Genomic DNA, 21,411 nt, shown 5'->3' with positions numbered 1-21,411 from the left:
TTGAACCAGCCCGCTTTACCGGTAGGATTTGTCGTCATCGCACACCTCAACTTCACGTATAAAAAATAAAAAAATCTGTACAAATCACCAACTAAAATTAATAACCTTAAAATATATTTTGTGTTTAACGAACGCTATCGGTATCCTAATTCCGGCCTTTTGCCGCACTGCATATTAAGGCGTGGTGGCGGACCTCCGCCTCTGACTGGTGAGGCCAAATCCCACCCTGAGTCAGCTTTATCTTGCCCGGCAACAGCAAAGTTTCACAGCGTCGATGTCACCGTCACTCCGCATTTGTTAGTGCAAGCGTCATGTGACTTCGACACTTTATATTGTCATGTCTGGTAAATTCTACCAAGCCATGATGTTAATCATAAATGTCATTCGCGTTACGCGCTATGCTGCGCGCCGCATGATATTTCTTTAACCATGTATAACAAGTAGGTACCTCCATGTCGAGTAAGTTAGTCCTGGTTCTAAACTGTGGTAGTTCATCCCTCAAGTTTGCCATCATTGATGCCGTCAACGGGGACGAATACCTGTCTGGCCTGGCAGAATGTTTCCACCTTCCCGAAGCACGTATCAAATGGAAATTGGACGGAGGCAAACAGGAAGCCGATCTGGGTGCTGGCGCAGCTCACAGCGAAGCGCTGAACTTTATCGTCAACACGATCCTCAGCCAGAAACCAGAGCTTTCCGCTCAGCTGGTTGCTATCGGCCACCGTATCGTTCACGGCGGCGAGAAATTCACCCAGTCTGCGGTGATCGACAGCAACGTTCTGCAAGGCATTAAAGATGCCGTTCCGTTTGCGCCGCTGCACAACCCGGCTCACCTAATCGGTATCGCTGAAGCCCTGAAAGCCTTCCCGAACCTGGCTAACAAAAACGTGGCCGTTTTCGACACTGCGTTCCACCAGACCATGCCGGAAGAATCCTACCTGTATGCTCTGCCGTACAAACTGTACACCGAACACCATATCCGTCGTTACGGCGCGCACGGCACCAGCCACTTCTATGTGTCTCAGGAAGCCGCTAAAGCGCTGAACAAACCGCTGGATGAACTGAACGTAATCACCTGCCACCTGGGCAACGGCGGTTCCGTGTCTGCTATCCGCAACGGTAAATGTGTTGATACTTCCATGGGCCTGACGCCGCTGGAAGGTCTGGTGATGGGCACCCGTAGCGGCGACATCGATCCGGCCATCGTATTCCACCTGCACGACGCGCTGGGCATGAGCATCGACGACATCAACAAAATGCTGACCAAAGAGTCCGGCCTGCAGGGTCTGACTGAAGTCACCAGCGACTGTCGTTATGTTGAAGACAACTACGAAACGAAACCTGACGCTAAACGCGCCATGAACGTATTCTGCCACCGTCTGGCTAAATACATCGGTGCTTACAGCGCCCTGATGGAAGGTCGTCTGGATGCCGTGATCTTCACCGGCGGCATCGGTGAAAATGCGGCGATGGTGCGTGAGCTGACCCTGAAACAGCTGGGCCTGCTGGGCTTCGAAGTCGACCACGAACGCAACCTGGCGGCGCGCTTCGGCAACAGCGGCAACATCGGTAAAGAGGGCACCCGCCCGGCTCTGGTCATCCCGACCAACGAAGAGCTGGTTATCGCGCAGGACGCACTCCGCCTGACCGCGTAACCGAAAAAATCAGTATCCTAACTCCGTCAGCTCAGGCTGACGGAGTTGTTTTTGAGCAACGAGCAACCGCAAAGAGGTTAAGCCGTGTCCCGTACAATCATGTTGATTCCTACTGGCACCAGTGTGGGTCTGACCAGCGTCAGCCTGGGTGTCATTCGTTCCATGGAGCAGAAAGGCGTCCGCCTGAGCTTGTTCAAACCTATCGCCCAGCCGCGTTCTGAAGAACAGGTGCTGGATCAGACCACCGCGATCATCCGCGCCAATTCTGCAATCAATGCCGCAGAACCGCTGCAGATGAGCCACGTGGAATCGCTGCTGAGCTCTAACCAGCAGGACGTTCTGCTGGAAGAGATCATCGCCCGCTACCACGAAAACACCCAAGATGCCGACGTGGTACTGGTAGAAGGTCTGGTTCCTACCCGTAAGCATCAGTTCGCCAACGCGCTGAACTATGAAATTGCCAAAACGCTGAATGCGGAAATCGTGTTCGTCACCGCGCTAGGCAACGATTCTGCGGATCAGCTGAAAGAGCGCATCGAACTGGCTCGCTCCAGCTTCGGCGGCAGCAAAAATCAGAACATCACCGGCGTCATCATCAACAAGCTGAACGCACCGGTGGACGAACAAGGCCGTACTCGCCCGGATCTGTCGGAAATCTTCGATGACTCCAACAAGGCAAGCGTCGCCAATATCGATCCTAAGCAGCTGTTCGCCAACAGCCCGCTGCCGGTACTGGGCTGCATTCCGTGGAGCTTTGACCTGATCGCCACTCGCGCAGTGGATATGGCCAAACACCTGAACGCCCGCGTGATCAATGCTGGCGATATCGAAACGCGCCGCATTAAATCCGTGACCTTCTGCGCACGTAGCATTCCTAACATGCTGGAGCACTTCCGTCCGGGTTCCCTGCTGGTGACTTCAGCAGACCGTCCTGACGTTCTGGTTGCTGCTAGCCTGGCGGCAATGAACGGCGTGGAAATCGGCGCCCTGCTGCTGACCGGCGGCTACGAAATGGACCCGAGCATCAGCGCCCTGTGCGAACGCGCATTCCAGACTGGCCTGCCTGTCTTCATGGTAGAGACCAATACCTGGCAGACCTCGCTGACGCTGCAGAGCTTCAGCCTGGAAGTGCCTGCCGACGACCACCAGCGTGTGGAAAAAGTGCAGGAATATATCGCCCGCTACATCAACACCGAGTGGATCGAATCCCTGTCTGCCGCCTCTGAAGGCTCTCGCCGCCTGTCTCCGCCAGCCTTCCGTTATCAGTTGACCGAACTGGCGCGTAAAGCCGGTAAACGCATTGTTCTGCCGGAAGGCGACGAGCCGCGTACCATCAAAGCGGCGGCCATTTGTGCCGAACGCGGTATCGCTCACTGCGTCCTGCTGGGTAATCCGGAAGAGATCCAGCGCGTCGCCGCCGTTCAGGGCGTAGAGCTGGGTCAGGGCATCGAAATCGTTGATCCGGTCGCCGTTCGCGAACGCTATGTACCGCGTCTGGTCGAACTGCGTAAAAACAAAGGCATGACCGAAGTCGTCGCCCGCGAACAGCTGGAAGACAACGTCGTGCTGGGTACGCTGATGCTGGAGCAGAACGAAGTTGACGGTCTGGTTTCCGGTGCGGTTCACACCACAGCCAACACCATCCGTCCGCCGCTGCAGCTGATCAAAACGGCGCCGGGCAGCTCTCTGGTGTCTTCCGTGTTCTTCATGCTGCTGCCGGAACAGGTTCTGGTTTATGGCGACTGCGCCATCAACCCGGATCCGACCGCTGAACAGCTGGCAGAAATCGCCATCCAGTCCGCCGATTCCGCCGCTGCGTTTGGCGTCGATCCGCGTGTTGCGATGATCTCCTACTCCACCGGTAATTCCGGCGCAGGCAGCGACGTTGAAAAAGTCCGTGACGCGACCCGTATCGCTCAGGAAAAACGTCCTGATCTGATCATCGACGGTCCGTTGCAGTATGACGCCGCCATCATGGCTGACGTTGCGAAGTCCAAAGCGCCGAACTCACCGGTTGCCGGTCAGGCTACCGTGTTCATCTTCCCGGATCTGAACACCGGTAACACCACTTACAAAGCCGTACAGCGCTCCGCTGACCTGATTTCCATCGGGCCGATGCTGCAGGGTATGCGTAAGCCGGTGAACGACCTGTCTCGCGGCGCACTGGTTGACGATATCGTCTATACCGTCGCGCTGACCGCCATTCAGGCAACGCAGATCGCACAGTAAGCTAACGCGTTAACCACGCACAAAAACGCCAGTTCATTTCTGAACTGGCGTTTTTTATTGCCCCGATCCTGATATTGGCGCTCCGGCCTGCGAAGGTGTTTCAGTCGTGGCAATATGAAAGGGGCGAACTGCCCCCGTCATTCTTCCTGGAAGAAATATCCACTGAGCGTGCTTATGCCTCGTCGGTCACTTCCGGCGCGCCGTCGTCCGTCTTCGGCGTTTTATCGATCTGCGGTTTCGCCACGCGTGGTGCAGATGCCATACGTTCACCGGCCGTATTACGCCTGAGCCACAGCGACAGCGCCTTCAGCGAATCCGGCGTGAACTCGTCGCAACGCGCCGTAATCTCTTCCGGCGTCAACCAGCTGACTTCCGCCACTTCTTCTTCCTGAAGTGCGAACGGACCGTGGCTCACGCAGCTAAACAACGCGCCCCACACGCGGCAGTCGTCGCTTTCGTAGTAAAACAGCCCATGCTCAGCCAGCGGGACGCCAGCAATGCCCAGTTCTTCTTCGGCTTCACGACGGGCAGACTCCAGCATATTTTCGCCGCTCTGCACCACGCCGCCAGCCGTGGCATCCAGCCACCCCGGATAAAAATCCTTGGTGTCCGTACGACGCTGAGCCAGCACTTGCCCCATCCCGTTATGAACCACGATGTAGGTCGCGCGATGGCGCAAACGTTGAGCGCGCATCTGCTGACGGCTAGCCTGCCCGATGACTTCGTTATCTTCGCTAACGATATCCACCCACTCTGTACCCGTGGTCTGAATTTGTTCCGCCATCCTCTGAAACCCTTGCCTTGACGCGATTTCACGCGCACTTGTTAATAAATAATCGGACCCGGCTGCGTTTCACGCGATCTAGTGATACGCGCATTATTTTTCTTACCGCCAGGCATGAAACCACGGTCTGGTCTCTACAGCACGGGAGCATAAGGTGCTGACGACACCGCGACCTTCAAGAAGCGTAAAGCTAAATTAGTGTGTAATCGCCACCTGCGCAATAGGGGCACCCCCATCCAATGGCACAACCCGCAACAATCCCTCATCCAACAGACCGTAGCTGGCCGGGTAGCCGCCTTTGGGCAGGCTGACGGAACCGGGGTTGAAGCAGTAGATCTCGTCGCGTCGCTCCGCCACAGGAATATGCGTATGACCGTAAGCCAGCACGTCGCCGGGATTCAACGGCGGTCGCTGGTCTGGATGATACAGATGGCCGTGAGTCAGAAAGAGTCGATGTGTCGGCAACAGCACGTGTTGCCAGGGCGCAGTGATCGGGAAATTCAGCAGCATCTGGTCGACTTCGCTGTCGCAGTTGCCCCGTACGGCGATGATGCGGGACGCATACTCGTTAAGCCGTGCGGCCACCTGCGCCGGTTGATAGTTTTCCGGTAGCGGATTCCGCGGGCCGTGATTCAGAAAATCGCCCAGCAGAATCAACCAATGAGCATCAGATTGTTCGAAGGTGTCCAGCACTTTTTCCGTGGCGGCCAGTGAACCATGCAGGTCGGAGGCGAACATCAGTTTCATAGCGTACTCCCAAAGGATCGTAATCTGTCCTACGGTTGAGTTTACCAAAAACCCCCGCGATGCTGAGCGGCTAATAACGGCAAAGTTTGTCGGTTTACTCACTATTCAAGCGAACAGGATTAAAAGCGTGCGATAAGCCTCGCTAAATCGCTGACAACGGCAGCAAAAAGAGCATGCTCCCTTATACTTACTCTCAGATTCTCTTTTTGTAGGTTACGGCGATGACCTCATTTCGACAGACAGCGAGGCTTCAGAATGCGACTTTTAATCACCGGTGGAACCGGGCTCATCGGCCGGTACCTGATTCAGCGGCTACTCACACTCTCACACACGATTACGGTGCTGACTCGCAGCCCGGAAAAAGCGCGCCGCGCGTTAGGCGATCAGGTGAATTACTGGCCTAGTCTGGAAGGGAAAACGTCCTTGGATGAATTCGATGCCGTCATCAATCTGGCCGGTGCGCCGATTGCCGACAAGCGTTGGACATCCGAACAGAAAGAGCTGCTCTGCCAAAGCCGCTGGAAGCTGACCGAACAGTTGGCGACGCTGATCAAGAACAGTTCGACACCGCCTTCAGTGCTGATTTCCGGCTCAGCCGTCGGGTATTACGGCAATCAGGGACAGGCGCTGGTGACCGAGGATGAAACGCCGCACGATGAATTTACCCACCGCCTGTGCGCCCGCTGGGAAGCATTGGCTCAGGCAGCGGAAAGCGACAAAACGCGCGTTTGTCTGGTCCGTACGGGGATCGTGCTGTCCACCGAGGGCGGCGCGCTGGCGAAAATGCTGCCGATTTTTCGATTGGGATTGGGCGGACCAATGGGGTCAGGCAAGCAGTACATGGCCTGGATTCATATTGACGATATGGTGAACGGGATTCTTTACTTGCTGGACTCGCCCGGACTACGCGGTCCCTTCAACTTCTGTTCGCCCTACCCGGCGCGAAACGAGAAGTTCAGCGCGATATTGGCTAACGTGCTGCATCGGCCCGGCATCCTGCGCGCCCCCGCCTTCGCGTTGAAGCTGATGATGGGAGAAGCGGCGACGCTGATCCTCGACGGACAACGCGCCGTTCCCCAACGGCTGGAAGACGCCGGCTTCGGTTTTCGCTTCTTCGAACTGGATGAGGCGCTCGATAATCTGATCAACCATACCGGCTGAAGCGGCGATCTCCGAACGCGGCTACTTCAACGCACCTGACAGAAACTGCTTCAGGCGCGGACTCTGCGGGTTACCGAACAGCTGCTCCGGCGTCCCCTCTTCTTCCACTACGCCCTGATGCAGAAAAATGACGTGGTTTGAAACATGGCGAGCGAACTCCATTTCATGCGTCACCACCACCATCGTTTTTCCTTCTTCCGCCAGCTGCTGCATGATGCGCAGCACCTCGCCTACCAGTTCCGGATCCAGCGCCGAGGTGGGTTCATCAAACAGCAGCACGTCCGGCTCCATCGCCAACGCACGGGCAATCGACACTCGCTGTTGCTGTCCGCCGGAGAGGTCAGCAGGATAGCGATCCTGCGATGCGCCGGTGATCCCGACTTTATTCAGGTAAAACTCGGCCCGTTGCCGGGCTTCAGCCTTACTCAACCCCAACACCTGTATCGGCGCTTCCATGACATTTTCCCGCGCAGTCATGAAGCTCCACAGGTTGAAATGCTGGAACACCATGGTTAAGCGCGTCCGCAACAGCTGGAGCTGTTTCTTATCAAATATTTTTAGCTGCCCGTCTTTATCGCGCACCATCCGGATTTCCTGTCCGTTGACATGAATGGACCCCTCATAGGGTCGCTCCAGAAAATTGATGCAACGTAACAGCGTACTTTTACCCGACCCTGATGAACCAATAATCGAAATAACGTCACCCGCCCTGGCTTGTAATGAGATTCCTTTCAGTACTTCGTGCTCTCCATAACGCTTATGGAGCTCTGTCACCACCAGCTTGGTGTCCTGCATGTTCTTTTCCTGCATTTTAGTGTGTAGCACGGGTATTGAGATGACGTAACCAGCGACGCTCGGCTTTACGGAACAGGCCGATTAGCACGAACGATATCGCGAGATACATCACGGCCGCGATGCCGAAGGCATAAAACGGCTGATAGGTGGCGGCGTTGATGTCGCGAGCGATTTTCAAAATATCCGGCACCGTCACGGTGAACGCCAGCGCCGTCGAGTGCAGCATCAAAATCACTTCGTTACTGTAAGCTGGCAGCGCAATACGCAGCGCGCCCGGCAAAATGATGCAGCGATACTGCTTGAAACGGGAAAAGCCGTAGGCCCGCGCCGCTTCGATTTCCCCGCTGGGGATCGCGCGGATGGCACCGGCAAAAATCTCAGTGGTATAGGCGCAGGTATTCAGCGCCAGCGCCAGCACGGCACAGTTCATTCCACTGCGGAAGAAGGCGTTCAACATGTCCGTGCCGCGAACGATTTCCAGACTGTAAACCCCGGTATAGAACACCAGCAGCTGCACATACAGCGGCGTACCGCGAAAAATGTAGGTAAACGTCCAGACCGGTAGACGAAAACGCCGTCGTGGCGAGACGCGCGAAACCGCCAGCGGAACGGCCAGGACGCCGCCGATAACGACCGAGATAATCAGTAGCCATAGCGTCATCGCCAGCCCGGTCATACGATAGCCGTCGCTCCACAGCAGGGACTGCCAATATTGTTGCAGGATCTCACTCATAGCTGACTTTTTTCACTCCCTGCGAATAGCGTCGCTCTAACCACCACAGCACGCCATTGGAGACAGTGGTAAAAATGAGGTACATCGCTCCGGCGACCATCGCGAAATAGAACGGCTCATGCGTACCCTTCCCCGCCAGCTGCGTCGCCTTGATGACATCGTTGAGTCCCAGCAGGGAGACCAGCGCCGTGGCTTTCAAAATCACCTGCCAGTTATTGCCAATACCCGGTAGCGCAAAGCGCATCATCGAGGGAAACATAATGCGTCGGAAAACCTGTAGCGGCGTGAAGCCGAAAGCGACCGCCGCCTCAATCTGTCCGCGCGAAACGGCAAGATAAGCGCCGCGAAACGTCTCGGTAAAATACGCGCCGTAGATAAAGCCCAGCGTAATGATACCCGCCGCCATCGGATCGATATCGATTTGCGACACGCCCAGCATTTCCGTCAGATCGTTCAGCACAATCTGCAAGCCATAGAAAATCAGCAGCATCAGAACCAAATCGGGGATGCCGCGAATCAAGGTGGTATAGCCGGTGAAAACGCCGGACAGCAACCGGCTGGAAGACAGTTTGGCGCTGGCGCCGACCAGACCGATCGCCAGTGACAACAGCAACGAGCACACGGCCAGTTGCAACGTCAGGCGTGAACCCTCAATGATGAGTTCAGAATAGCCATGCAGCATCAGTGATATCCGTTCTAGAGAAAGCAGAACGACGGCCTGCATCACAGGCCGTCGTCATATCAGCAGCGATTAGTCGCCGTACACATTGAAATCGAAATATTTTTTCGCCAGTGTGTCGTAGGTACCATCTTTGCGCATGGAATCGAAAGCCTTGTCCAACGCGGCTTTCAGCTCAGTTTCATCCTTACGCAGCCCCATGCCGGTGCCCACGCCGAACAGCGCATTATCTTTCACAGCCGGTCCGGCAAACGCGTAGTCTTTACCCGCGTCCTGTTTCAGGAAACCTTCGCTCGCCGCGACTTCATCCTGGAAAGCGGCATCGATACGCCCCGCCACCAGATCGGCATAGATCAGATCCTGGTTTTGATAGGCCACGACATCCACACCCTTCGGCTGCCAGTGGACGTTGGCGTAAGATTCCTGGGTGGACGCCTGCAAGACGCCGACGCGTTTACCACGCAAAGCATCCAGCGTAGGCTGAATCGCAGACCCTTTAGGCGCGATCAGACGCGCATTGGCGGCATACAGTTTTTGGGTAAATGCGATTTCCTGCAGACGTTTTTGCGTAATAGAGAGTGAAGAGATGATGGCGTCAATTTTCTTCGCCTTCAGAGAAGGGATCAGCGAATCGAAGTCGCTCTCAACGAACGTACATTTGGCTTCCATGCGCTTACACATCTCTTTCGCCAGATCGATATCGAAACCAATCAGTTCGCCGCTGGCGTTTTTGGATTCAAACGGCGCGTAGGTCGGGTCCGTACCAATTTTGATCTCTTTCGGGACGGCCGCGAAGGCGGTGCCTGCCGCTAAAATTAACGCCAAAGGTAGAAATTTCAATCCGCTTTTCATCGAGTTACCCTTATCACGAGTGATGGAACAGCGACACGATCGATTAGATTCGAATACGGTTTAATCGCCAACGCTATCGTGCCTGTCATGTGTGTAGTACAGGCCTCACCGCTGCAGTTTTCATGCCACTTTATCGAGATGGGTCAACCTCGCGGCACAAGGCAACACCGGCAGTTTTCTACCCATAGAATCAATTGATTACCAGTGGCATACCGGCAGAGAGAACAGGGAAAGCCTTATGGGGATAATAATTCGCACCATGACAAAGCAGATAGCCGCACCGAAACAGAGCAATGCCACATAATAAGGCATGAGCCCGATGAGCGCCTGCTCGAGGACGATCCACGCATTGTGTTTTTTTCTGTTTTAAAATTAACCGGTTATGCACCACCCCAGCGGGTGAACAGATCTTCAGGCAGGGAGATATCGAATTGGTCGAGCACGCGATTGACGGTCTGATCGATGACTTCTTGCACAGTTTGCGGGCGGTGATAAAACGCAGGCACCGGCGGCATCATAATCGCCCCCAGTTCAGCGGCCGTCGTCATCAAGCGCAGATGGCCCACATGCAGCGGCGTTTCTCTTACGCACAGCACCAGAGGGCGTCGCTCTTTCAGCATCACGTCCGCCGCGCGGGTCAGCAGGCTATCGGTATAGCTGTGCGCAATGCCGGACAGCGTTTTAATCGAGCATGGCAAGATCACCATACCGGTGGTTTTGAAAGAACCGGAGGAGATACTGGCGGCGATGTCACGGCAATCATGCACGACATCCGCCAGAGATTGAACGTCGCGTACGCTGAGATCGGTTTCCAGGGCCAGCGTCTGTCGCGCGGCCGGGCTCATCACCAGATGGGTTTCTATCTCTGGTAACGGCTGCAGCACCTGTAGCAGACGTACACCGTAAACCACCCCGCTGGCGCCGGAAATACCAATAATCAGTCGCTTCATACCCTTCCTCAGACAGGACCATCCTGCAAAAACATCGTCAGCGCAGACTGTGCCGTATCCATCCATGATTGGCAAGATGCAAAAATAAAGGGAGCACCGATAGGCACTCCCTTACTGGAGAACACTTAGACCCTTCCGTCAGCCCTCGTTGTGCATCTCCAGATCTTCGACTTCGCTCTTGCCGCGTAGCACCTGAGCATCGTCATTACGCAGACCTTCAAGATAGTCCAGATAGCCCTGATCCACATCATGCGTGACATAAATGCCGTTGAAGACGGAGCATTCGAACTGGGTAATATCCGGATTGTCATCCCGCACAGCCTCAACCAGATCGGACAGGTCCTGGAAAATCAGGGCGTCCGCACCGATAAGCTGGCAAATTTCATCCACTTCGCGACCGTGGGCAATCAGTTCGTTCACGCTTGGCATATCGATGCCATAGACGTTAGGGAAGCGAATTTCCGGGGCGGCGGACGCGAGGTATACGCGCTTCGCGCCAGCGTCCCTTGCCATCTCGACGATCTGCTGAGACGTGGTTCCGCGTACGATGGAGTCATCCACTAACAGCACGTTTTTATCACGGAACTCCGCGCGGTTGGCGTTCAACTTACGGCGCACGGATTTAATTCGCGTCTGCTGACCCGGCATGATGAAGGTCCGGCCGACGTAGCGATTTTTCACAAACCCCTGACGATAAGGCTTGTCGATGATGCGGGCGATTTCCAGTGCGATATCGCAGGACGTTTCCGGGATAGGAATAACCACGTCGATATCCAAATCTTCCCAGCAGCGTGCAATTTTCTCGCCCAGCTTCTGCCCCATGCGCACACGGGCGCTGTAGACCGAAATTTTGTCGATGAACGAGTCGGGACGCGCGAAATAGACGTACTCGAACAGGCACGGATGGTGCTTTGGATTTTCCGCGCACTGACGAGTGAATAGCTGACCTTTGTCCGTGATGTAAATCGCTTCGCCCGGCGCGACATCCCGCAGGAACTCAAAGCCCAGCGTGTCCAGCGCCACGCTTTCGGACGCCACCATATATTCGTTGCGTCCGTCTTCCAACGTGCGCTTGCCGATGACCAGCGGACGAATACCGTTAGGATCGCGGAAGGCCACTAATCCGTGTCCGATAATCATACTGACGCAGGCATAAGCGCCGCGGATTTGCTGATGCATGGCGGCAACGGCGGCGAAAATGTTGTCAGGCTCCAGCGGATAGTGCTGAAAGCGGTCCAGTTCTTTGGCGAAAATATTGAGCAGAATTTCTGAATCAGACGTCGTATTGACGTGCCGACGGCCTTGTTCAAACAGCTTCTGACGCAGCTCGTGCGCGTTGGTCAGGTTGCCGTTGTGGGCCAGGGTAATTCCGAAAGGAGAGTTGACGTAAAAAGGCTGCGCTTCGGACGCGCTGGAACTGCCCGCCGTGGGATAACGCACATGGCCGAGCCCCATATTCCCCTGCAGGCGTTGCATGTGCCGTGCTTCAAAAACGTCTTTGACCAGACCGTTCGCCTTACGCAGGCGGAAACAGTGATGAGCATCTATCGTAACGATGCCTGCGGCATCCTGCCCACGGTGTTGTAACACCGTTAACGCGTCATAAATCGACTGGTTGACCGGCGTGACGCCGGCGATACCGACAATACCGCACATGTTGTCTTTTCCTCATCAGCGCTACCGCGACTAGAGGTGCCGCGGCAAGAAACTCGACGTGCTTTGCAGGTAGTCAAAGAACCACCTGATGATATAGCTGAACTGCGGGATCAACTGGGACTGCTTCCAGTCGGCGCTCTGGGAAAACCCGGTGAAGGTGTCCAGAAAGAACAAGATCGCAGAGACAATCAACACCCCGCGCAAGGCGCCAAAGCAAACGCCCAACACACGATCGGTGCCCGACAGCCCGGTTCGCTCAACCAGAGAACCAATCGCATAATTGACGATGGCTCCCACAATCAACGTCGCAATAAACAGAATGGCGATAGCGATGCCGTTGCGAACCAGTTCATCTTCAAAGCGGGTGAAATATCCCGCCAGATAGCCATAGTAGTGACTGGCAATGAAAAACGCACATCCCCAGGTAACCAGTGACAGCGCTTCACGGACAAATCCTCGAATCAAACTGACCAGAGCCGAGAACCCGATAATGCCAATAATGACGTAATCCACCCAAACCATGAACTATCCTACTCAATGAACAATAACCATCGACATGCGCGGCTCATCCTGTTCGCGGCGCATTCTAACAGAAAAAGAAAACGTTTGCGTACCGGAATTCCGCCCTATCTTCGTCAATCAATCAGCCAACGAAAAAAAACCACTGACGGGCCATGAAGATACCGCAGGCAAGGCGACGGCATCCGGTTTTATCCGCACACTGTCTGCCAAACCGGCATCCTCATGACGTCGTCCCGCACTAATGAGCTGCTTTGACCTGCCCGCTCAGCCCGCTGATCTGCTGCAGTTCGCCCAGCGAAGACTGTAGCTTCTGCTTCGAGGCGTCCGGTCCTACATAAATCCTCGTGATCTGCCCGGACACGGGTGAAGACGGCACCGTGTAAGCCCGGAATCCGGAGAGCCTCAGCTTGGCGACGATTTCATTGACCTTGTCCGCATTTTTCAATGCGCCCAGCTGCACAATGAACGCCTGCCCTGCCGGGGCCTGCGGCGCGGCAGCCGGTTTATTCTCTACCGGTCGCGGCGCGGGTTTAACCTCGGGCTTAGGCTTGGTTTCCGCTTTCACTTCTGGTTTCACTTCCGGCTTGAGTCTCGGCTCCGATTTCACCGGAGGCGGAACGACCGGGGCGGCAGATGGCGCGGAAGGTCGCGTCGCGGCAGGCGGAGTCGCGCTCTGAGGCGCTACGGTGTCAGGCGCGCTATTCGCCGCATGATCCGCGCTCTCCATCTCCTCGCCGCTGTCATCCGCATTAGGCATCGTCGCGCTGTCCGGCGACTGCGCCGTCAGGGACTGCGTGATAGGCGGCAGCGACTCCGCTTCCAGCGTATCTTCCGGCTTCGGCACCAGAGGAATAGCCGCGAACTCGTCCTGATAATGTTTTTTCTTACCGTCCAGCAGGCCCGGCAGCACGATCACGCCCAGCGCGACCAAAATGACGGTGCCGACCAGACGATTTTGAAATTTACTCGCCATCCGCCGCTCCTTCTTCAAGCGCGGACATCACATGCGCGACCGTATGAAAGGAGCCGCACACCACGACCACGTCGTTTTCATCCGCATCCTGCATCGCATCTCGCCAGGCGGAGACCACATCAGGATACGAACGACTGCCCTCAAGATGCTGAGCGAGCAGATCCGCACTGGCGCCGCGCGGACCTTCCAGCGGCGCGCAATACCACGTATCCACCTGCGGTTTGAGCTGCTCCAACGTGCTGGCGATATCTTTGTCGGACAGCATACCGACGACGGCCCGTACGGCACCGTGCGGAGGCAACGCCGCCAAACGTGCGGACAGGTACGCCGCCGCATGAGGGTTATGCGCCACATCCAGAATCAGCAACGGCTTATCACCGGCAATCTGGAAGCGCCCCGGCAAAGTGGCGTCTCGCAGGCCGGAACGCAGTGCGTTCTCATCGACGTTTAACGGCGATGCGTTTAATGCGGCAAGCGCCGTCGCGGCGTTCGGCAGTGGCACATTCGGCAAAGGCAGACGGCTCAGACGTCCCTGCGCGTTTTCCCAGAACCAACCGCCCTCTTCCATCCCATAACGCCAGTCGACATCGCGACGCAGCAGCTGCGCGCCTTTCTCATTCGCGACGTCGGCAATTGAGAGGGGCATGTCCGGTTCGCCGACGACGGCCAGTTTGCCGTGACGAAAGATCCCGGCTTTTTCACGGCCGATGCTCTCGCGATCATGGCCGAGCCAGTCGGTATGATCGATAGCGATGCTGGTCACAACGGCGACATCCGAGTCCACAATATTGGTCGCGTCCAGACGACCGCCTAAGCCGACCTCAAGGATCACGACGTCCAGTTGCGCCTGCTTGAAAAGCTGCAGCGCCGCCAGCGTGCCGTACTCGAAATAGGTCAAAGAGACGTTATCGCGCCCGGCTTCAACGACGGCAAACGCCTCGCTATGCATGGCTTCCGGCAATTCTTTGCCCTGAATGCGAACGCGTTCTGTGTAGCGCAATAGATGAGGCGAGCTGTAGACGCCCACCCGCAGCCCAGCGGCCAACAGAATGGATTCCAGCGTACGGCAAGTTGTGCCTTTGCCGTTGGTGCCTGCGACGGTGAAGACGGTATTGGCGGGCTGGCGAAGTTGAAGAGAGTCGGCCACCTGTTTGATGCGGTCCAGGCCAAGATCGATGGCCTGCGCGTGCAGGTGTTCCAGATAATAAAGCCACGTGGCCAAAGGCGACGTGGCTTTAGGTGTTTGAAGGTTATCCATGAGACCCGCTCGCTTACTTACGGTTCATTGATACAGGGAGCGACGGAGCACGTCGCAACCGTGCTCCCCGTACATCATCGGTTAGGCTTCATCCTGTTCAGACGAAGCGGTCGGCCGCGGCTCTTCCACTTCAGGCTGCGGTTCCGGGTGGTTCGTCAGCTTGGCGAGGATCGTCGCCAGCTTGTAACGCATCTCAGGACGACGAATGATCATATCGATCGCGCCCTTCTCCACCAGAAACTCGCTGCGCTGGAAGCCCGGCGGCAGTTTCTCACGTACCGTCTGTTCGATAACACGCGGACCGGCGAAGCCAATCAGCGCTTTAGGCTCGGCGATGTTCAGATCGCCCAGCATCGCCAGACTGGCGGAGACGCCACCCATGGTCGGGTCGGTCATCACGGAGATGTAAGGCAGGCCGCGCTCGCGCATTTTGGCCAGTGCCGCACTGGTTTTCGCCATCTGCATCAGCGACATCAGCGCTTCCTGCATACGGGCGCCGCCGCTGGCGGAGAAGCAGACCAGCGGGCAGTTGTCTTCCAGCGCTTGCTCTACCGCACGCACAAAGCGCGCGCCGACCACAGACGCCATCGAGCCTCCCATAAAGGAGAATTCGAAAGCCGCGCCCACGACAGGCATACCGTAGAGAGTGCCTTTCATGACGACCATGGCATCTTTCTCGCCGGACTGCTTCTGTGCCGCAGCCAAACGATCTTTATACTTTTTGGAGTCCCGGAACTTCAGGACATCCTTGGGTTCCAGTTCACTACCGAGCTCAACCGTATTTTCTGTATCCAGAAAAGCGTGCAAACGCGCACGCGCGGATAAACGCATATGGTGGTCACATTTCGGACACACTTCCAGATTACGTTCCAACTCGGCGCGGTAAAGTACCTGACCGCAACTATCACATTTAGTCCAGACGCCTTCGGGAATGTTGGCCCGACGGGTCGGTGTGATATGACTTTTATTTAGAATTCGTTCAATCCAGCTCATTGATAACCTTTCTGCTTGAACCTGGCCTCAGGCCAGTACGCTGCTCAGCGTTTATTATGTTCTGCTGACGCAGCCGACAAAGCGATGCCTTATCCGCCAAGGGCGTGATACGACATGGGCATTTATAGCGGTTCACGTGAACATAGCCGTAAGTGCCGCCCATTAAACCATAATGACCCGATACTGTGGATAAAAAACTGGTCACACCGAATGTTAAAATAATTTTTGCTTATTTCACATTCTGACGCGATACCGACCGTTTGTGACGCCAAAACTCAATCACGCCCGGCAGGATGGAAATAAAGATAATACCCACAATCAGGAGTTTAAGATTGTCCTGCACAATCGGCAAATCCCCAAACAGGTAGCCGGCGTAGGTGAACAACAACACCCACAGCAGTGCGCCTGCGACGTTGAAGAGGGCAAAATGTCGATAGCTCATGTGCCCCATCCCCGCCACAAACGGCGCGAATGTTCTCACAATCGGCACGAATCGCGCCAGAATAATTGTTTTCCCGCCGTGGCGGCCGTAAAACTCGTGGGTCTTGTCCAGGTAGCTGCGACGAAAGATCCGAGAGTGGGGATTACGGAACAATCGTTCGCCAAATAGCCGTCCGATAGTGTAATTGACGGCATCGCCCAGAATAGCCGCGATAACCATCAGAACCACCATCAGATGCACATCCAGCACGCTGCCCGGCAACGCCGCCAGCGCGCCCGCGACAAACAGCAGCGAGTCGCCGGGAAGGAACGGCGTCACCACCAGACCCGTTTCACAGAACAAAATCAGAAACAGGATCGCATAAATCCAAACGCCGTATTGCGCGACCAGCTCGGCCAGGTGCACATCGATATGCAGAATAAAATCAATAATAAAGTGTATAAATTCCATTATGTTACCCATCATCAGACCGTGCAGTTCGGCGAACGGCAGCGAATTAATCATCAAGTAAAAACAGCGGTCCCATCGGGACGGACGGCAGCCCGAACGACTCGGGATAGTCCACGTCCACCAGATACAGCCCCTCGGGCTTAGCCGTCGCGGCAGCCAGCTTACGATCTTTGGCCGCCAGCAGCTCCGCCATCCAGCTTTCAGGCCGATTTCCACACCCGATTTCCATCAGGCTGCCCACAATATTGCGCACCATATGGTGCACGAAGGCATTGGCTTTGATATCTACCACAATGTAAGCGCCGTGCCGCGTAACCTTTAAATGTTTTACATTTCGCCACGGCGTACGCGACTGGCACTGCACCGCCCGGAAAGAGGTGAAGTCATTCTCTCCAAGCAAACACTGCCCCGCCCGCTCCATGCGCTCGGCGTCGAGCGGATGATAAAAGTGCGTCATGCCGTGCGACAAAATGGCCGGGCGGTAGCGGTGATTGTAAATCAGATAGCGATAGCGCCGGGCGGTGGCGCTGAAACGGGCATGGAATTCCTCATCCACCGTCTTAACCCAACGCACAGCGATATCCGGCGGCAGATGAGTATTGACGCCCATGGTCCAGGCCGCGTCTTTCCGTACGGCGTTCGTGGTGAAATGCACCACCTGACCGGTGGCATGCACCCCGGCATCGGTCCGCCCCGCGCAGAACACGGTGATCGGCTCATCGGCGACCTGAGACAGCGCGGCTTCCAGACATTGCTGGACGCTGTCGACCTCTGCCTGACGCTGGTAGCCGTAATAACGGCTACCGTCATATTCAATTCCGAGGGCAATTTTCAGCGGCGCCACGTCTTCCGCAACCTGCAACGCTGTCATGATTACCCCAGATGCTCCTGAATCAGGAGTTCGGCGGTTTCAACGGCCATCAACGCGCCACCAAAGCGCACATTATCCGCCACTGACCAGAACTGCAGCAGCTCCGGCATGCCGTAATCGTTACGCAGGCAGCCCACGCTCAGCTGCACATTGCCGGAGGCATCATCGACCTGAGTCGGGTAGTCTTCGTCATCGCTGATTGAAACATCTTCCGACTGCAGCAGCTCCTCGCGGGCTTCCTCCGCAGAGAGCGGACGCATGCCTTCCATATGCACCACCTGCGCATGACCGTAAAAGACCGGCGACTGAACACAGTTGACCGCAATCGGCAGTCCGTCGTCCTGCAGGACTTTACGCACCTGATCGACCAGACGACGCTCCTGCATCACGCTGCCTTCGCTATCCGGCAGCAGCGGCAACAGGTTGAACGCCAGCTGTTTCGGGAACATCCCGGCTTCCGGCGGCATGCCGTTTAGCAGACGCGCGCTCTGTCCAGCCAGATCGTCGACCGCCGCTTTACCGCGAGCGGATACTGACAACAGGTTGGTGACGTGCAGGCGAGAAAGTCCGGCCTGTTCCGTTAATGGCTTCACCGCTCTCAGCAGTTGGCTGGTCAGACTATCGGCCACGGCCACGAGGTTGCGATTGCGGTAATCCGCCAGCACGTGGGAATTCACACCCGGTACAACCAGAGGGACATCCGGTTCTTGGGCAAACAAGCCGCTGCTGTCGATAACCAGACAGCCGGAGTTACCCGCTTCGTCCGCATAGCGGGCGCTCGCCTCGGTGCCCGCGACGAAAAACGCCAGCTGCGCCTGCGACCAGTCGAATTCCTCCGCGTTCGTCACCAGACAAGAGCGACCGTTGAAACGAAGGGTTTCCCCCGCGCTATGCTCACTCGCCAGCGGATAGATTTCTCCCACTGGAAATTCACGTTCCTGCAATAGCTCCAGCAACGCGGTGCCGACGGCGCCAGTTGCGCCCAGCAGCGCTATATTCCAGCCATTGGTCATTTGGTTCTTCTCCCCAAATTTTTCATAACACGGGCCAGGCGACAGCAATATCGCCCGGACAAAAAGGTTTATTCACGAATAGAGCGATCAGTTATCGCCCTGAAAAACGGCGCTGAAGCCCAGTTGGTTGAGCAGCTCGACGCTGTCGCGATCGGCGCAGATCACCTGAAGCGACGACCATTCGCGGCGCTCCTGATAGGTTTTACGCAGGCGATCGAACCCGCCGCTGATGTGGGCGACGCCGCGCAGCATCGCATCATCGCGACGCACGTCGTAAACCAGATGAACCAGACGTTTGAGCAGCGATTCATCCAGCGGTTGTGTCAGCGTAACGGAAGTCACTTCGGGCGTGGGCAGCAGCGAAGACAGCGCCACCTGCTGCGGCTGACCGATAAAGCGGCTCCAGGCTTCAAAAACCTGCGTCGTACCGCGCGCTTTGCCTTCCAGCGTGTACCCGGCAATGTGCGACGTGCCGATATCCACCCGGTCCAGCAGCGCTGTCGATAGCTCGGGTTCCGGCTCCCAAACGTCCAGGATCACGCTAAGCGATTTTCCACGCTCCAACGATTCAAGCAGTGCCGCGTTGTCGACGACCGGCCCACGGCAGGCGTTGATCAGTATTGTGCCTTCCGCCAGCGTATCCAGCAGATCCGCATCCACGCTGTGATAGGTTTGGTAAGGACCGTCTTTATACAGCGGCGTGTGAAACGTCAGCACGTCGGCCTGCGCCGCGACCTCTTCGAGTGAGAGGAAGTTCTCCTGATCACCGCGATCGGCGCGCGGCGGATCGCACAGCAACGTACGGACGCCCCATGCTTTAAGGCGCGCGTTGAGACGCGCCCCCACATTGCCCACGCCGATAATGCCCACGGTGCGATCGCGTAACTGGAAACCATCCCGCTCAGCCAGTCCCAGCAGAGCGGAAAAGACATACTCGACGACGGCAATCGCGTTGCAACCCGGCGCGGCGGAGAACGCAATGCCCGCCTGCTGTAAGAAAGTTTCGTCGACATGGTCAGTGCCCGCCGTCGCCGAACCGACGAACTTCACCGATTTCCCCGTCAGTAAGTCGGCATTGACCTTGGTGACCGAACGCACCATCAGCGCATCGGCATCATCCAATGCGGCGAGCGGCAGAGGTCGTCCCGGCACGGCAGTGACGTCGCCCAAGCGGCTGAATAGCTCGCGGGCATAGGGCATATTTTCATCAACAAGGATTTTCACGTTACGTTTCCTGAAAGGCGTGTGGCGTCGGACGCACAGCGGCGGCGAAAACAGGGGCGTTATTCTGCCACAAACCGACGAGGGGGAACACCGGCGAATCGCCCGGCTTGTTGCGCCGCGTTACAGAAATTTTACGTCAAACGCCCTGCCCGACTACCCGTTACGGATCGGGGTTGTTATCATAACGTTCAACTATTCTTTCTGTTATCCCACTTCGAACAGAAACCGCACGGTAAGGATCGTGTTATGCAGCCCGTGAACAGCCCCGGCACGTCTTTGCCAGGCGACCGCAACATTGATACCACGCCGCTGAAAACCGGCGGTACGGCGCGTGAAGACGCACCGTTGACGCCTGCGCAGCGCACATCGCTGGAGCGGCTTATCACGAAGATCATGTCGTTAAGTTCGCTGAAATCGGCCGAAATCTGGGCCGGTATGCGTCACGACATCGGTCTGAAAAGCGGTGCCGAGATTCTGTCCGGTCATTTTCCCGCGGCTGAGCAGGCGCTGCAAAGCCGGCTAACCTCTGTGCAGAATACGCTAGGCACGCGCCAACTGTTGCAGCAACTCACCGAACTGCTGCCGCAGGGCAACAACCGTCAGGCGGTGAGCGACTTCATCCGCCAACAGTTCGGCCACACCGTGCTAAGTTCACTGAGCGGCAGCCAGCTACAGCAGGTTGTCACACTGTTGCAAAACGGTCAGTTGCCGCAGCCGAGCGCCTCGTTGCCGCCCGGCACATTTCCCCCGTCGGCCCAGCCTTCTCCCACCGAGCCGCAACCCGGTGCTCTGCCGCAAACCAGCGCGCCGCTGGATCGTCGCCTGCTGCCCGCCGAGCAAAACAGCCTGAATCAGCTGATTACCCGACTGACGACGCTGACCGGCGAATCCCCCGCGAAGGTGTTGCTGGCGCTGATGGATGTTCAGGGGCTGAAGCCCAATGACGCGATCCCCGCGAAAAACTTCCCTCTGCTGAGCCAACTGCTGCAAACGCAGGTCGCCATGATGCAGAACCACACGTCACCGACGCTGGCGGCGCTGCAACCGGCGCTCAAACAGCCGATGGATGCACAGGAACAGCAGATGGTGCAGGATTATGCGCAGTCTCGTTTCAATGCCGGGATGCAGACGCCGTTGACGCCGGTGCAGATTGCCGATGTCGTCACGTTTCTCTACAGCAAACGGCTTCAGCAGCTACAGGAGAAAGAGACGGCGACGGCAGGTTCCGCGTCAGCGCCGATACCTATCTACGGCCCCTTTATCTCTGCCTTGCCCCCCGAAGTGCGGACACTCTTCAGCCGTCCGCGCGGCATACTGATTCTGTGCGCAGTGTGTGTGATCGTCTTGCTGTGGATACTGATGTAGGCCCGCGGTTAGCGGTTAGCGGTTAGCGGTTAGCGGTTAGCGGTTAGCGGTTAGCGGTT

Annotated in this window: 20 protein-coding genes; 4 read left to right on the top strand and 16 right to left on the bottom strand. The window is 56.6% G+C overall.

The window, feature by feature from the left end; all coding sequences use genetic code 11:
* Nucleotides 1-452 precede the first annotated feature (452 nt).
* Nucleotides 453-1,655, top strand: coding sequence for an acetate kinase (gene ackA / locus Q7O77_RS03475; protein ID WP_085652059.1), 1,203 nt, complete (start codon nucleotides 453-455; stop codon nucleotides 1,653-1,655).
* 84 nt (nucleotides 1,656-1,739) lie between these two features.
* Complete coding sequence (pta, locus tag Q7O77_RS03470) at nucleotides 1,740-3,884, top strand: phosphate acetyltransferase (protein ID WP_094117408.1); 2,145 nt, start codon at nucleotides 1,740-1,742, stop codon at nucleotides 3,882-3,884.
* A gap of 172 nt (nucleotides 3,885-4,056) precedes the next feature.
* On the opposite strand, the gene yfcD is transcribed toward pta, so the two are convergent.
* The gene (gene yfcD / locus Q7O77_RS03465) at nucleotides 4,057-4,668 is read right to left on the bottom strand and encodes an NUDIX hydrolase YfcD (protein WP_304163596.1); all 612 of its coding nucleotides are present in this window, start codon (nucleotides 4,666-4,668) and stop codon (nucleotides 4,057-4,059) included.
* Nucleotides 4,669-4,863: 195 nt separating this feature from the next.
* A complete protein-coding gene (yfcE, locus tag Q7O77_RS03460) occupies nucleotides 4,864-5,415 on the bottom strand; it encodes a phosphodiesterase (RefSeq protein ID WP_094117406.1) in 552 nt (183 codons plus the stop codon).
* A 255-nt stretch (nucleotides 5,416-5,670) separates the two neighbouring features.
* Here yfcE and Q7O77_RS03455 point away from each other — a divergent pair, with 255 nt between their 5' ends.
* Nucleotides 5,671-6,576: a TIGR01777 family oxidoreductase gene (locus tag Q7O77_RS03455; protein WP_094117405.1), complete on the top strand. Its 906-nt coding sequence runs from the start codon at nucleotides 5,671-5,673 to the stop codon at nucleotides 6,574-6,576.
* A 21-nt stretch (nucleotides 6,577-6,597) separates the two neighbouring features.
* Here Q7O77_RS03455 and hisP read toward each other — a convergent pair whose 3' ends face one another.
* From hisP to pdxB, 14 genes are all read right to left on the bottom strand, one after another.
* A complete protein-coding gene (gene hisP, locus Q7O77_RS03450) occupies nucleotides 6,598-7,371 on the bottom strand; it encodes a histidine ABC transporter ATP-binding protein HisP (protein ID WP_036150551.1) in 774 nt (257 codons plus the stop codon).
* Nucleotides 7,372-7,387: 16 nt separating this feature from the next.
* Nucleotides 7,388-8,104 (bottom strand): ABC transporter permease, encoded by a 717-nt coding sequence (locus Q7O77_RS03445; RefSeq protein ID WP_304163592.1) that lies wholly within the window; start codon nucleotides 8,102-8,104, stop codon nucleotides 7,388-7,390.
* Complete coding sequence (locus Q7O77_RS03440; protein WP_304163591.1) at nucleotides 8,097-8,786, bottom strand: histidine ABC transporter permease HisQ; 690 nt, start codon at nucleotides 8,784-8,786, stop codon at nucleotides 8,097-8,099. Before Q7O77_RS03440 ends, Q7O77_RS03445 begins: the two co-directional genes overlap by 8 nt.
* Nucleotides 8,787-8,855: 69 nt before the next feature.
* The gene (locus tag Q7O77_RS03435) at nucleotides 8,856-9,635 is read right to left on the bottom strand and encodes a lysine/arginine/ornithine ABC transporter substrate-binding protein (protein WP_304163589.1); all 780 of its coding nucleotides are present in this window, start codon (nucleotides 9,633-9,635) and stop codon (nucleotides 8,856-8,858) included.
* Between the two features lie 380 nt (nucleotides 9,636-10,015).
* Nucleotides 10,016-10,585, bottom strand: a complete 570-nt coding sequence (locus Q7O77_RS03430; RefSeq protein WP_304163587.1) for a UbiX family flavin prenyltransferase — start codon at nucleotides 10,583-10,585, stop codon at nucleotides 10,016-10,018.
* Nucleotides 10,586-10,723: 138 nt separating this feature from the next.
* Nucleotides 10,724-12,241, bottom strand: a complete 1,518-nt coding sequence (purF, locus tag Q7O77_RS03425; protein WP_304163585.1) for an amidophosphoribosyltransferase — start codon at nucleotides 12,239-12,241, stop codon at nucleotides 10,724-10,726.
* 30 nt (nucleotides 12,242-12,271) lie between these two features.
* Nucleotides 12,272-12,763 carry a colicin V production protein gene (gene cvpA, locus Q7O77_RS03420; RefSeq protein ID WP_085652070.1) on the bottom strand — a complete coding sequence of 164 codons (492 nt, stop codon included), beginning with the start codon at nucleotides 12,761-12,763 and terminating at the stop codon, nucleotides 12,272-12,274.
* A gap of 238 nt (nucleotides 12,764-13,001) precedes the next feature.
* Nucleotides 13,002-13,736, bottom strand: coding sequence for a cell division protein DedD (gene dedD, locus Q7O77_RS03415; protein ID WP_304163582.1), 735 nt, complete (start codon nucleotides 13,734-13,736; stop codon nucleotides 13,002-13,004).
* On the bottom strand, nucleotides 13,726-14,994 hold the full coding sequence (gene folC, locus Q7O77_RS03410) for a bifunctional tetrahydrofolate synthase/dihydrofolate synthase (RefSeq protein WP_304163580.1): 1,269 nt from the start codon (nucleotides 14,992-14,994) through the stop codon (nucleotides 13,726-13,728). Before folC ends, dedD begins: the two co-directional genes overlap by 11 nt.
* Before the next feature lie 81 nt (nucleotides 14,995-15,075).
* The gene (gene accD / locus Q7O77_RS03405) at nucleotides 15,076-15,987 is read right to left on the bottom strand and encodes an acetyl-CoA carboxylase, carboxyltransferase subunit beta (protein WP_304163578.1); all 912 of its coding nucleotides are present in this window, start codon (nucleotides 15,985-15,987) and stop codon (nucleotides 15,076-15,078) included.
* A gap of 229 nt (nucleotides 15,988-16,216) precedes the next feature.
* Nucleotides 16,217-16,879: a DedA family protein gene (locus Q7O77_RS03400; protein ID WP_304163599.1), complete on the bottom strand. Its 663-nt coding sequence runs from the start codon at nucleotides 16,877-16,879 to the stop codon at nucleotides 16,217-16,219.
* Nucleotides 16,880-16,925: 46 nt separating this feature from the next.
* The gene (truA, locus tag Q7O77_RS03395; protein WP_304163576.1) at nucleotides 16,926-17,750 is read right to left on the bottom strand and encodes a tRNA pseudouridine(38-40) synthase TruA; all 825 of its coding nucleotides are present in this window, start codon (nucleotides 17,748-17,750) and stop codon (nucleotides 16,926-16,928) included.
* Between the two features lie 2 nt (nucleotides 17,751-17,752).
* On the bottom strand, nucleotides 17,753-18,763 hold the full coding sequence (locus Q7O77_RS03390) for an aspartate-semialdehyde dehydrogenase (protein WP_304163575.1): 1,011 nt from the start codon (nucleotides 18,761-18,763) through the stop codon (nucleotides 17,753-17,755).
* Nucleotides 18,764-18,850: 87 nt separating this feature from the next.
* Nucleotides 18,851-19,987 carry a 4-phosphoerythronate dehydrogenase PdxB gene (gene pdxB / locus Q7O77_RS03385; RefSeq protein WP_304163573.1) on the bottom strand — a complete coding sequence of 379 codons (1,137 nt, stop codon included), beginning with the start codon at nucleotides 19,985-19,987 and terminating at the stop codon, nucleotides 18,851-18,853.
* Between the two features lie 246 nt (nucleotides 19,988-20,233).
* Here pdxB and flk point away from each other — a divergent pair, with 246 nt between their 5' ends.
* A complete protein-coding gene (gene flk, locus Q7O77_RS03380) occupies nucleotides 20,234-21,352 on the top strand; it encodes a flagella biosynthesis regulator Flk (protein WP_304163571.1) in 1,119 nt (372 codons plus the stop codon).
* Nucleotides 21,353-21,411: the final 59 nt, after the last annotated feature.

Source organism: Lonsdalea britannica, from assembly GCF_946477055.1.
GTDB classification, from domain to species: Bacteria; Pseudomonadota; Gammaproteobacteria; order Enterobacterales; family Enterobacteriaceae; genus Lonsdalea; species Lonsdalea britannica_A.
This window is presented reverse-complemented; position numbering and strand designations above follow the sequence as displayed.